This window comes from Actinokineospora enzanensis DSM 44649 (genome assembly GCF_000374445.1).
Classification (GTDB): Bacteria; Actinomycetota; Actinomycetes; order Mycobacteriales; family Pseudonocardiaceae; genus Actinokineospora; species Actinokineospora enzanensis.
On sequence record NZ_KB894404.1, the window covers coordinates 110,684 to 122,970 of the forward strand.

10 protein-coding genes are annotated in these 12,287 nt (G+C 72.0%); 3 read left to right on the forward strand and 7 right to left on the reverse strand.

The genetic code is table 11. The features are described from left to right. Positions 1-60 precede the first annotated feature (60 nt). Both C503_RS45635 and C503_RS0103255 read left to right on the forward strand, forming a co-directional pair. Complete coding sequence (locus tag C503_RS45635; protein WP_018680767.1) at positions 61-234, forward strand: hypothetical protein; 174 nt, start codon at positions 61-63, stop codon at positions 232-234. Between the two features lie 192 nt (positions 235-426). Next, positions 427-2,619 carry an MMPL family transporter gene (locus tag C503_RS0103255; protein WP_026315936.1) on the forward strand — a complete coding sequence of 731 codons (2,193 nt, stop codon included), beginning with the start codon at positions 427-429 and terminating at the stop codon, positions 2,617-2,619. 133 nt (positions 2,620-2,752) lie between these two features. On the opposite strand, the gene C503_RS0103260 is transcribed toward C503_RS0103255, so the two are convergent. Beyond that, on the reverse strand, positions 2,753-3,028 hold the full coding sequence (locus C503_RS0103260) for a GlsB/YeaQ/YmgE family stress response membrane protein (RefSeq protein ID WP_018680769.1): 276 nt from the start codon (positions 3,026-3,028) through the stop codon (positions 2,753-2,755). Between the two features lie 300 nt (positions 3,029-3,328). Between C503_RS0103260 and C503_RS0103265 the strand changes: the two genes are divergently transcribed. Then, a complete protein-coding gene (locus C503_RS0103265; protein WP_018680770.1) occupies positions 3,329-3,991 on the forward strand; it encodes a phosphoribosyltransferase in 663 nt (220 codons plus the stop codon). Positions 3,992-4,054: 63 nt separating this feature from the next. Here the strand turns inward: C503_RS0103265 and C503_RS46625 are convergent, their stop codons facing one another. The 6 genes from C503_RS46625 to C503_RS0103295 form a co-directional block, all read right to left on the reverse strand. After that, positions 4,055-4,414 carry an STAS domain-containing protein gene (locus C503_RS46625; RefSeq protein WP_169514488.1) on the reverse strand — a complete coding sequence of 120 codons (360 nt, stop codon included), beginning with the start codon at positions 4,412-4,414 and terminating at the stop codon, positions 4,055-4,057. A 121-nt stretch (positions 4,415-4,535) separates the two neighbouring features. Next, positions 4,536-6,452 (reverse strand): ArnT family glycosyltransferase, encoded by a 1,917-nt coding sequence (locus C503_RS0103275; protein ID WP_018680772.1) that lies wholly within the window; start codon positions 6,450-6,452, stop codon positions 4,536-4,538. Next, positions 6,449-7,723, reverse strand: a complete 1,275-nt coding sequence (locus C503_RS0103280) for a bifunctional glycosyltransferase family 2/GtrA family protein (protein WP_018680773.1) — start codon at positions 7,721-7,723, stop codon at positions 6,449-6,451. The genes C503_RS0103275 and C503_RS0103280 overlap by 4 nt, the downstream gene beginning before the upstream one ends. Before the next feature lie 89 nt (positions 7,724-7,812). Continuing rightward, positions 7,813-9,732, reverse strand: coding sequence for a glycosyltransferase family 39 protein (locus C503_RS0103285; protein ID WP_051114735.1), 1,920 nt, complete (start codon positions 9,730-9,732; stop codon positions 7,813-7,815). Between the two features lie 335 nt (positions 9,733-10,067). Continuing rightward, a complete protein-coding gene (locus tag C503_RS0103290) occupies positions 10,068-11,510 on the reverse strand; it encodes a HAMP domain-containing histidine kinase (RefSeq protein WP_018680775.1) in 1,443 nt (480 codons plus the stop codon). A gap of 10 nt (positions 11,511-11,520) precedes the next feature. Next, entirely contained in the window at positions 11,521-12,258 is a 738-nt protein-coding gene (locus C503_RS0103295) for a response regulator transcription factor (RefSeq protein WP_018680776.1), read from the reverse strand. Positions 12,259-12,287 lie beyond the last annotated feature (29 nt).

The window sequence follows — 12,287 nt, forward strand, 5'->3', positions numbered from 1 at the left end:
CTGTGTGATGATCAAGGCGACCGGGATGACGTACCCCGGCCCGGCGCGTACGGTGGGGGCATGACCGCGTTCGGTGAGCTGTTCCCCGGCCCCAAGCTCCGCAAGGAGAGCGCCGAGGACGCCGGGACCGGGCAGGAACCCCTGGTCAGCCGGTTCGACCTGGACGCCGGTGTGCTCTATGTGGAGCGCAGGTCCGACGAAAGGGAACCCGGGTCCGAATCCGATCCGGAATAGTCACGCCCGATTCCCGAAACACATCGGCTAGGTGCCGCGACAATCGGGAAACGGGTGACCAGGGTGACCCCGGACACCCCTAGGGGATTCTCCGAGGGACAAGATCCGGGACGAATCCCGATTCGCCGGTCCACTCCGCGCTGACAGGCTCACCCCCGACAAACGAGTCCGTTTCACGGGGGAGAGCCAACAATGTCCAGGCCTATGGTCACCGTGCGGGTCGCCAGGTGGAGTGCCGAGCACCCCTGGCGCGCCATCGGTGCGTGGATCGTGTTCGTGGCGCTGTGCATCGGTATCGGCGGGGCGGTGGGGACCAAGTCGGCCGATTTCGACGACGACGCCAAGGGGGAGATGGCCGTCTACCAGAAGATGGTGGACGACGCGGGCTTCAAGCGGCCCGCCACCGAGAACGTCCTGATCACCGCCCGGGCGGGCGCGCTGGACCAGGGTGTGGCCGCGACCGTCGCGGGCGAGGTGCGGCAGCGGATGTCCGGGCTCAAGGAGGTCGGCGAGGTCAGCGCGCCGATGCCCTCGCCCAAGGGCACCGCCACGCTGGTCAGCGTCGACATGGCGGGTGACCCGGAGACCGCGGACGAGCGCCTGCAACCGTTGCTCGACGCCACCGCCGCGGTCCAGGCCGCGCACCCCGACCTGCGGGTGGAACAGGTCGGCGGGGAGTCGCTGAGCAAGGCGCTGTCCGCGACGCTCGGCGACGACTTCAGCAAGGCCGAGCTGATCAGCCTGCCGGTCACGCTGATCATCATGCTGGTCGCGTTCGGCGCCGTCATCGCCGCGGGCATCCCGGTGCTGCTGGCCCTTTCCGCGGTGGGCAGCGCGATCGGCCTGTCCTCGCTGGTGTCGCAGCTGCTGCCCGCATCGGACAACACCAGCAGCATGATCCTGCTGATCGGCATGGCCGTCGGCGTCGACTACTCGCTGTTCTACGTGCGTCGTGAACGCGAGGAACGCGCCAAGGGGCGCACGCACCTGGACGCGGTGGAGATCGCCGCCGCCACCTCCGGACACGCCATCGTGGTCTCCGGCATCGCGGTCGTGGTCGCCATGGCGGGCATGTTCATCGCCGACAACCTGATCTTCTCCTCGATGGCCGTCGGCGCCATCCTGGTCGTGCTGGTCGCGGTCATCGGCTCCATCACCGTGCTGCCCGCGATGCTGGCCAAGCTCGGCCGCTGGGTGGACAAGCCGCGGGTCCCGCTGGTGTGGCGGCTCACCGCCCGCTCGCAGGGCGAGCCCCGCGTGTGGAAGGCCGTGCTGCGGCCCTCGCTGCGCCGCCCCGGCGCCACCCTGCTGGTCTCCGGCCTGGCCCTGATCGCCCTGGCCATCCCGGCGTTCAGCATGAACCTGAACTCCCCGGGCACCGCGGACCTGCCGCGCAGCATCCCGATCATGCAGTCCTACGACCGGATGACCGAGGCGTTCCCGAGCACCGGCGCGGTGCACGCGATCGGTGTGCGCGCCCCGGCCGACAAGGTCACCCAGACCGAGGCCGCGGTGGCCGCGCTGGAAGACCGGATCAAGGCCGACCCGGCGTTCGCGCACGAGCGGCAGCCGGAGGTGAACCGGTCGCCGGACGGCCGCGTCTTCCTGATCGGCGCGCCCATCCCGGTGCCCGCCACGAGCCCGGAGGCGGACGCGTCGCTGACCTGGCTGCGCACGGTCGCGCTGCCGCAGACGATCGGCACGGTGGCGGGGGCGGAGTTCGCCGTCAGCGGGCAGACCGCGGGGGAGAACGACTTCATCGACCAGATGACCACCTCGCTGCCCTGGGTGATCACCATCGTGCTGGTGCTGACGTTCCTGATCATGACCTGGACGTTCCGCGCGCCGATCATCGCGCTGTCGTCCATCGCGCTGAACATGCTCTCCGCGGGGGCCGCCTATGGCGTGCTGGTGCTGGTGTTCCAGAACCACTGGGCGGAGGGGCTGCTCGGGTTCACCTCCACCGGCGGCATCGTCGCCTGGCTGCCGCTGATGCTGTTCGTGGTGCTGTTCGGGCTCTCCATGGACTACCACGTGTTCGTCGTCAGCCGGATCCGCGAGGCCCGGCAGGGTGGCCTGGACAACCGGGCCGCGGTGGCCCGCGGCATCACCTCCTCCGCGGGCGTGGTGACCAGCGCGGCGATCGTGATGGTGGGCGTGTTCTCCATCTTCGGCACGCTCAGCACGATCGACATGAAGCAGATGGGCGTCGGCCTGGCGACCGCGATCCTGCTGGACGCCACGATCATCCGCGCGGTCGTGCTGCCCTCGCTGATGGCGGTGCTGGGCGAGCGCAACTGGTGGACGCCGCGCTTCCTGCGCCGCCGCGACGAGGACGTGCCCTCGGCGGCGGAGGAGACCCGGGTGCTGGAGCCGATCCACTGAGGCCCTGCCGGGTGCCGAGACGCCGACCGTGAGGTCCACTGTGGTCGTCCGATGAGGACCGACCGCGAGTACGGCGAAGGCCCCGACCCATCCCGGGTCGGGGCCTTCGCCGTCTGCCTGCTTGGCCTGCCTTTTAACGGTGCACGTGGCGGCGACCGTAGTAGCCGGACACCAGCGACACGCCGATCGCGGCGAGCGCCACCTGGAACACGATCTCGATCCAGTCCACGCCCGCGGTGTTCCCGACGCCGACCGCGTTCGCCAGCGCCGTCCCCAGGAACGCCGCGACGATACCGACCGCGATGGTCAGCCAGATCGGGATCGACTGCCTGCCGGGAACCACCAGGCGCCCCAGGGCGCCGATGATCAGACCGATGATCAACGCGGTCAGGATGCCGGAGATGGCCATGTCCTCTCCTCGTGCTCGGGGTGGGCGATGGGGCTGCCCTGTCGTTGTCGAACCTGTCCGAGAAGTACCCCGGGACAGGTGATGTCACTCGCGAGGAGTTTCACGTTTCGCCGCGGGAGCGCCGTTCGGGCAGGTGGCGGTGGGGAAAATCGTTCCGAACCCGGCCCGGTGGCGGGACGTTCGGACGGGACGATCGGACCGTACGGTCACAGTAGGGCCGACAGACCCGGCAGGACGTCACACGAACGGGGCAAAGCCGGTGGCTCGGCGCGGGTGTGGGTGAGGGCGCAGACTGGGGGAGTGCGCTATGCCGACCGGGTCGACGCGGGCCGGGTGCTGGCCGCGCGGTTGGTACAACAGCGCCCGGTCCGCCCGGTGGTGTTGGGTCTGCCGCGCGGCGGGGTGCCGGTCGCCGCCGAGGTCGCCCGCGCGCTGGCCGCCGAGTTGGACGTGGTGCTGGTCGGCAAGGTCGGCGCGCCGGACTCGCCGGAGCTGGCGGTGGGCGCGGTGGGCGAGGGCGGGGTGGAGGTGCGCGCGGAGCACGTGCTGGCCATGCTGCGACTGTCCTGGTCGGACCTGGCGGACACGGTCGCCAGGGTGCGTGCCGAGGTGGCCGCGCGGGCCGGGCGGCTGCGCGGCGGGCGGCCACCGCGGGAGCTGACCGGGCGCACCGCCATCGTGGTGGACGACGGCGTGGCCACCGGCGCCACGATCGAGGCCGCGGTGCGGATCGTGCGCGGTCTCGGTGCCGAGCGGGTGGTGCTGGCCGTGCCGGTGGCGCCCGCGGCGGTGGTGCGGCGGCTGTGCGAGATCGCCGACGAGGTGGTCTGCCCCACGGCCCCGGCGGAGTTCACCTCCGTGGGCCAGTGGTACCGGGACTTCACCCAGGTGTCGGAGTCCCGGGTACGCGAGCTGTTGGGCGACCGGCAAGGAGATGAGGCCACCGGCCAGGTGTCGTTCTGACATATGGCGTCGGGCCAATGGTCGCGGCTTTCCCGCCATAGGGCCGTTTCCGGACTGTGACCGTCACTCCACCCGGACGCGGGCGTCGCCGCCCGCCGGGCCGAGCAGCTCCAGGATGCGCCGCATCGACTCCGGCGGGTTGCGCAGCACCAGCGCGCTCGTGCCGGGCAGCGTGCCCGCCGCGCGCAGCAGCGTGATCACACCGGACACGTCGATGAAGTCCAGCTCGCCGAGGTCCAAGTGGACATCCCCGGTGGCCCGACCGCACAGCACCAGCAGCAGTTCCTCGAAGTCCGGGCGGGTGCGCAGGTCGGCGTGCCCGCTGAGCCGGGTGGGCCCGCCCGGCCGGGCCTGCGGGGCGGGGAGCTGGGCGTCGGACACGCTCGGCGCGGTCGACGGTGTCTGGTCAGCGATCGCCGCCACCACCTTCGGTACGCCGGGATGGGCTCGCGTCCTCGTGCACGGCCAGCCCTCCCAGCGGCGTCGGAACCGAGTGGACGGCAGCCTACGCGGGCCCGACGCCGCTGTCCCAGGTACAAAGACCTCACCCGACGGGTTCGGCCAGGTCGTACACCGTCTGGCCGCCGATCGTGACCTCCGCGAAGTTCTCCTGTACCCAGCTCGCGATCTGACCGCCGCCCCGGCCGCCCGGTCCGCCCATGCCGCCGCCGATGTAGTAGCGCACCTGTCCGGACTCGACATACGCCTGGAACTCGGCGAGCGTGGGCGCCGGGTCGCTGCCGGTGAAGCCGCCGATGGCCATCACCGGCCTGCCACTGGCCAGCTGCAGCGCGGCGGCGCCCTGTGATCCGGTGCTCGCCGCGGCCCACCGACCGGTGGTCGCGCGCAACGCGGACACCAGCTCCGCGCCGACCTGTCCGCCGCCCGGTCCGCCACCCATGCTGCCCGGCGCCGTGCCGCCGACGGCACCGCCATCCGAGTCACCGCCCGGGAATCCGCCGCCCATGCCGCCGAACGCGCCGGACCCGCCCGGACCGGAGACCGGGATGGATCCGCTGTGCGGGGTCGACGCGGTGGCCACGGTGTAGGCCGCGGGCGCGGCGACCGCGGCCACCAGTGCCACCGCCGCGACCGAGGGTGCCGCCCGGCGGATCCCGTGTGCCCCCATGGCGATCGCCGTGCCCGCCGCGATCCCGGCCGCGGCCACCACCCAGCGCAGCCACGGCTGCCAGTCGCTTTGCCGTTCCAGCAAGACGAAACCCCACCCGGCGCTGGTCACGACCATGCCCGCCAACACGATCCGGGCAGGCAGATGGTCGCGGCCGCGCCACAGCCCGTGTGCCGAGATCGCCACGACTGCCGCGATTCCCGGTGCCAGCGCGACCGAGTAGTAGGGATGGATCGTGCCCTGCATGTAGCTGAACACCAGCGCGGTCACCACGGTCCACCCGCCCCACAGCAGCAACGCGGCCCGGGTGCGGTCGGTGCGCGGCGCGCGGCGGGTGAACCACAGCCCCGACACCAGACCGATCACGGCGGCGGGAAGCAGCCAGGAGACCTCCAAAGCGAAGCTGGTACCGAACATGCGAAACAGCCCGGTGGCACCGCCGAACGCGGCATTGCCGCCGCCCATCGGTCCGCCGCCACCGCCGTTGCCGTCCCCGCCGAGGATCCGGCCCAACCCGTTGTAGCCCAAGGCCAGGTCCAGCACCGAGTTGTCGGTCGAGCCGCCGATGTACGGGCGCGCCGAGGCGGGCCACAGGTCCGCGACCACCACGTACCACCCGGCCGACACGACGACCGCGACCGCCGCCCACAACAGGTGCAGCGCCCGGCGCAGCGGACCCGTCGGCGCGGCGATCGCGTATACCAGCGCGAACGCGGGCAGTACCAGGAAAGCCTGGAGCATCTTGGTCAGGAACCCGAACCCGATCGCGGTCCCGGCCAGCACCAGCCATGCCGGGTTCGCCTTCTCCGTCGCGCGCACCGTGCAGTACGCGCCCGCGACCAGCAGCAGAACCAGTAGCGCGTCAGGATTGTTGAACTTGAACATCAGTGCCGCGACCGGCGTGAGCGCCAACGCCGCCCCGGCGAGCAACCCCGCCGCCGGGCCGGACCAGCGCCGCACCGCCGCGTACGACAGCCACACCGAGCCGACGCCCGCGAGCGCCTGCGGCAGCAGCATGCTCCACGCGGAGAACCCGAACAGCCGCCCCGACAACCCCATCAGCCAGATCGCGGCGGGCGGCTTGTCCACGGTGATCGCGTTGCCCGCGTCCAGCGAGCCGAAGAACAACGCCTTCCAGCTCTGCGTGGCCGCCTGCGCGGCGGCGGCGTAGAACTGGTTGGCCATGCCGGAGGCGCCGAGATCCCACAGGTACAGCGCCGCGGTCGCGACCAGCAGCGTGACCAGGCCGGGGACCTCCCAGCGCGGCCGGACGCGAACCGCTTGGCGGGTAATGGTTTTCAGTTGCGGTACGGCCACTGTGGCGGTGGTCACTGCGTGACCTCCAGCTCCGGCTCGTCGGCGCGGCGGAACACCCAGCCGCGCAACAGCAGGAACCGCAACACGGTCGCCAGCAGGTTGGCCGCCACCAGCACCACGACCTCGGTCAGCCTGCCCGGGTCGCTCAGCCCGTGCAGCAGCGCCAGCGACCCGCTGGTGAGCCCGAGGCCGAGCACGAACACCAGCAGGCCCTGGAACTGGTGCTTGGCCGCGCCTTCCGCGCCACGCACACCGAAGGTGAGCCGCCGGTTAGCGGCCGTGTTGCCGACCGCGGTCACCAGCAGCGCCACCAGGTTCGCCCCCTGCGGACCCACCTGGCCGCGCAGCAGCACGTACAGCAGCAGGTACGCGAGCGTGCTCACCACGCCGACGGCGGCGAACCGCACCACCTGCCGCAGCAGTCCACTCGGGACCCCGGGCGGGTCGGCGCTGATCGGGTCCCGGCCCAGCTGGGCGCGCAGCCGCGCGATCGGCAGCCGACCCGTCGCCAGGCCGCGGGCCAGCCGGGCGATGCCGCGCAGGTCGGCCAGCGCGGTCGAGACGATGTCCACCCGGCTGTCCGGGTCGTCCACCCAGTCCACCGGCACCTCGTGGATGCGCGAGCCCGCCCGCTGGGCCAGCACCAGCAGCTCGGTGTCGAAGAACCAGCCGGTGTCGGCCACGTGCGGCAGCAGCGCGCGGGCCACGTCCGCACGGATCGCCTTGAACCCGCACTGCGCGTCGGAGAACCGCACCGCCAGCGTGCCGCGCAGCAGGAGGTTGTAGGCGCGGGAGATGAGCTCCCGCTTCGGCCCGCGCACCACCCGCGCGCCGCGCGCCAGCCTGCTGCCGATCGCCACGTCCGAGTGCCCGGAGATCAGCGGCGCCACCAGTGGGGACAATGCGTTCAGATCGGTGGACAGGTCCACGTCCATGTAGGCGAGCACCTCGGCGTCGGAGCCGAGCCAGGTCTGGTGCAGGGCCCGGCCACGACCCTTGAGCGCCAGCCGCACGGCCCGCACCCCGGGCAGCTCGGCGGCCAGGCCCTCGGCGACCGCCCAGGTGCCGTCGGTGCTGGCGTTGTCGGCCACGGTGATCCGGAAGCGGTAGGGGAAGTGCTCGCGCAGGTGCGCGTGCAGCCTGCGCACGCACGGCTCCAGGTCGCGCTCCTCGTTGTGTACCGGCACAACCACGTCGAGCACGGGCGCCGGGCCGGACGTCCGCACCGGGCCGCGGCCGGTCTGTTGTGCGCCCGTGGTCTGGGGCGGCAACTGGGTCGCTGTCATGCCCCTGACAATCCTGTCCGGCGCTGGGTGGCCCGTGTGTTCCACCTGTGCGCGGGCTGTGTGTACGGAGAACACCGAGAACACCGAGATCACTGCCCCGCCGCGGTGAGGTCGTAGAGCGTCGTGCTGCCGACGGTCTTGGCGGTGAAGCTCTCCTGCACCCACTCGGCGATCTGCCGGGCGTCGTCGCTGCCGGAGTCGCTGCTCATGAGCGTTCCGCCGATGAACCAGTGGATCTTCTTGTCGGCCACCAGCTGCTGGAACTCCGCGAGGGTGGGCGCGGGGTCGGTGCCGTTGAACCCGCCCACGGCCAGGACCGGCGCGTTCGCGCCGAGCTGGTAGCCCGCCGCGTTGTTGGAGCCGACCGCGGCGGCGGCCCAGGTGTAGGAGTCGGCGTCGTCGGCCAGCAGCGCGGAGACCTCGGCGCTCGGCGTCGGCGCGCCCAGCAGGCCACCCATGCCACCGCCCATGCCGCCACGTCCGCCGCCCTGACCGGTCTGGCCGCCGAACTGGGGCATCCCACCGGGTCCACCGCCGAAGCCGCGTCCGCCCGGCCCGGTCTGCCCGGACGGCCCGACCGAGGGCAACGCACCGGAGTGCGCCTGCGCCGCCGTGGCCACGGAGTAGGCGGCGGGCCCGGCGAGGGAGATCACCAGCGCGAAGATCGCCGCGGCCTTGCCGAAACCCTCGGGGAGCATCGGCAGCAGGACCAGCAGCGCGCCCGCGACCAGTCCGCCGAACAGCACGACCGGGCGCAGCCAGGGCAGCCAGTCGGACTCGCGGGACAGCAGGATCGACGCCTCCACGGCCGTCACGACCACCCCGGCCGCCAACAGCCCGGCGGCCGCGGGCTCGTGCCTGCGCCGCCACGCGGTGATCGCGCCGAGCCCGACCAGCGCGCCGACGGCCGGGGCCAGGGCGACCGCGTAGTACGGGTGGATGATGCCGTCCATCAGGCTGAACACGGCCCCGGTGACGACCAGCCACAGCCCCCACAGCAGGAACGACGCCCGCGTCCGGTCCGTGCGCGGCGCGCGCCGGGTCAGCCAGAGCCCACCGACGAACGCCAGCAGTGCGGCAGGCAGCAACCAGGCGATCTCGCTGCCCATCTCGGTGCCGAACAACCGGGCCCAGCCCGCGGTACCCCAGCCCGCGCCGCCGCCGACGCTGCCGACCTCGTCACCGGTGAGCCTGCCGAGCCCGTTGTAGCCCAGGGCCAGCTCCAGCACGGAGTCGTTCTGCGAGCCGCCGATGTAGGGCCTGCTGCCGGAGGGGATGAGCTCGACGACCGCGACCCACCAGCCCCCCGCCACGACCAACGCGCCCAACGCCGCCGCGAGGTGCCCGATCCGCTTGCCGAGCGAGGTCGGTGCGGCGATCAGGTAGACGAGCCCGAACGCGGGCAGTACCAGGAAAGCCTGGAGCATCTTGGTCAGGAACCCGAACCCGACGAGCGCGCCCGCCAGCATGAGCCATCGCGGGCTCGCCTTCTCCAGCGCGCGCACGGTCGCGTAGGCGGCGGCGGTGAGGAGCAGGACCAGCAGCGCGTCCGGGTTGTTGAACCGGAACATGAGCGCGGCCACCGGGGTGAGCGCCAGCGCCGCGCTGGCGAGCAGCCCGGCGGCGTGCCCGGACCAGCGCTTGACCGCGGCGTAGAGCAGCCAGACCGAGCCGACGCCCGCGAGCGCCTGGGGGACCAGCACGCTCCAGGAACCGAGCCCGAACAGGCGGACCGACAGGCCCATGACCCACACCGACGCGGGCGTCTTGTCGATGGTGATGCCGCCCGCGCTGTCGGTGGCCGCGAAGAACCACGCGTACCAGCTCTGCCCGGACGCCTGGGCGGCCGCCGAGTAGTAGGCGTTCGCCCAGCCGGAGGCGCCGAGGTTCCAGAGATAGAGGAGGGCCGTGCCCGTGAGCAGGCCCGCCAGGGAAAGGTGCCGCGCGCGCGACCGGGTAGACACCCGTTCGATCGTCACGTGGGGAGTTCGCTCCACCGCCAGTGTCATGACCTCACGGTCTCGACCGGGCCTGGGGCACCCTTGTGAACTCCCTGTGCCGTGGCTGTGTTTGATTCTCTCCCGCCACCCGCCCCCTCATCCCCGCCCGGCACGGTCCCCGACCTGGCGGCCACACCGCCACCACGGCACCGGGAGCGTCGCGGGACGGTCCCCGAGGTTCTAGTGGTGCGACCCAGAACGTCGACCATGTCTCGACCCGCCCACGACGTGCCTGACGGCACCGCCGGAAACGACCAAGTACATCCAGTACGAGGCCGTTCCGGCGGCACCGCCGGCCACGCCGTGGACCCGCCGATACACGGCCGACGTTCTGGGTCGCACCACTAGCTTTGTGCCGACTTTCGGGCGGCGGGCAGGCGGACGGTGAATACCGTCATTCCGGGTTCGCTGGCGACGTCCACCTCGCCGTCGTGGGCCTGGACCACGGCCGCGACGATGGCCAACCCGAGACCGGTGCTGCCCTGTGCCCTCGACCGCGAGGAATCGCCGCGGGCGAAGCGCTCGAATACCTCGGGCAGCAGTTCGGTCGGGATACCCGGGCCGTCATCGGCGACCGAGAGTTCGACCTGATCGCCGAGTGAACGCAATGCGACGGTGATGGTGGTGCCCGGCGGTGTGTGTGTCCGACCATTGGCCAGGAGATTGGCCAGCACCTGGTGGAGCCGGGCCTGATCCCCGATGGCGTGCAATGGCTCCTCGGGCAGGTCGAGCCGCCAGTTGTGGTCCGGGCCCGCCACCTTGGTGTCGCCGACGGTGTCGAGCACCAGCCGGGACAGGTCGACGGTCTCGTACAGCAACGGCCTGCCCGAGTCGAGGCGGGCCAGCAGCAGGAGGTCCTCCACCAGCGTCGTCATCCGCTTCGCCTCGGACTCCACCCTGGACAGCGCGTGCGCGACGTCCGGCGGCACCTCCGAGTCGCGGCGGCGGGCCAGCTCCGCGTAGCCGCGGATCGCGGCCAGCGGGGTGCGCAGCTCGTGGCTGGCGTCGGCGACGAACTGACGCACCCGGGTCTCGCTCGCGTGCCGGGCGGCCAGGGCGTTGCCGATGTGGCCGAGCATCCGGTTCAGCGCGGAACCCACCTGGCCGACTTCGGTCCGCGGGTCGGTGTCGGTCTGCGGCACGCGCACGGACAGCGCCACCTCGCCCTTGTCGAGCGGGAGTTCCGCGACGCGACGGGCGGTGGCGGCCATCCGGTCCAGCGGGCGCAGGGTGCGGCGGACGACCAGCACGCCGGTGACGCCCGCGATCGTGAGGCCGATCAGCGAGACGCCGCCGAGGACCAGACCGGTGGTCCACAGGGTGTTGTCGACCGTCTCCATGGACATGCCCGCGATCACGGTCGTGCCGTACCTGGTCCTGGAGGCCATCAGCCGGTAGGTGCCCATCTCGCCCAGGTCCCGCGACCGGCCGCCCGCGTTCACCGGCAGACCGAGGAAGGTCGGGTACAGCGCGGTGTCGAGGTTCTCCCGGGCGCCGGTGGAGGTCAGGCGCTGGGCCGAGGTGACATCGCTGCCGTCGATGGTCACGATGACCGTGCCCGCGTTCTGGAAGGGGCGGTCGTCGCCATGCCCCTGCTGCTGGTCCACCGGGGGCGGCGGGCGGTTGGCGAACTCGGCCATGCGACCGCCCGCGTCGCTGAGCTGCCGGTCGAGCTGGTCGACCAGGAACGCGCGCAGGCCGACCACGGTCACCACGCCGATGATCACGCAGACCAGACCGAGCAGCACCAGCTGTTCGGTCATCAACCGCGCGCGCAGAGACAGCACACGCGATTGTTTACCCCGTGGGCTTGAGGACATAGCCCGCGCCCCGCATGGTGTGGATCATCGGCTCGCGGCCCGCGTCGATCTTCTTGCGCAGGTACGAGATGTACAGCTCGACGATGTTGGCCTGGCCGCCGAAGTCGTAGTTCCAGACCCGGTCCAGGATCTGGGTCTTGCTCAGCACTCGGCGCGGGTTGCGCATCAGGAAGCGCAGCAGCTCGAACTCGGTGGCGGTCAGCGTCACCGGCTCGCCCGCGCGGAACACCTCGCGGGTGTCCTCGTCCAGGGTCAGGTCGCCGACCACCAGGGCCGCGCCCGCGCCGGACTCGGTCACCCCGGTGCGGCGCATCAGCGCGCGCAGCCGCAGCACCACCTCCTCCACGCTGAACGGCTTGGTCACGTAGTCGTCGCCGCCCGCGGTGAGCCCGGCGATGCGGTCCTCCACCGAGTCCTTGGCGGTCAGGAACAGCACCGGCAGCGCGTCGACCTCGGCGCGCAGCTTGCGCAGCACCTCCAGGCCGTCGAAGTCCGGCAGCATCACGTCGAGCACCACGGCGTCCGGTTTGAACTCCCGCGCCACCCGCACCGCCGATGCGCCGTCCAGCGCGCTGCGCACCTCCCAGCCCTCGTACCGCAGGGCGAGCGTGACCAGCTCGGCCAGGGTCGGCTCGTCGTCCACGACGAGCACGCGGACGGGCAGGCCGTCTGGCCTGCGCAACTCGGGGCGGGACGGGCTCGCGTTCACGGACATGCCCCCGATCCTGTCGGTCGCGGTTGGGC

Excerpts from the sequence above, each read along its gene's own strand:
- C503_RS45635 (WP_018680767.1), top strand. The coding sequence starts at position 61 with ATGACCGCGTTCGGTGAGCTGTTCCCCGGCCCCAAGCTCCGCAAGGAG.
- C503_RS0103255 (WP_026315936.1), top strand. The coding sequence starts at position 427 with ATGTCCAGGCCTATGGTCACCGTGCGGGTCGCCAGGTGGAGTGCCGAG.
- C503_RS0103260 (WP_018680769.1), bottom strand. The coding sequence starts at position 3,028 with ATGGCCATCTCCGGCATCCTGACCGCGTTGATCATCGGTCTGATCATC.
- C503_RS0103280 (WP_018680773.1), bottom strand. The coding sequence starts at position 7,723 with ATGACAGCGACCCAGTTGCCGCCCCAGACCACGGGCGCACAACAGACC.
- C503_RS0103285 (WP_051114735.1), bottom strand. The coding sequence starts at position 9,732 with ATGACACTGGCGGTGGAGCGAACTCCCCACGTGACGATCGAACGGGTG.
- C503_RS0103295 (WP_018680776.1), bottom strand. The coding sequence starts at position 12,258 with ATGTCCGTGAACGCGAGCCCGTCCCGCCCCGAGTTGCGCAGGCCAGAC.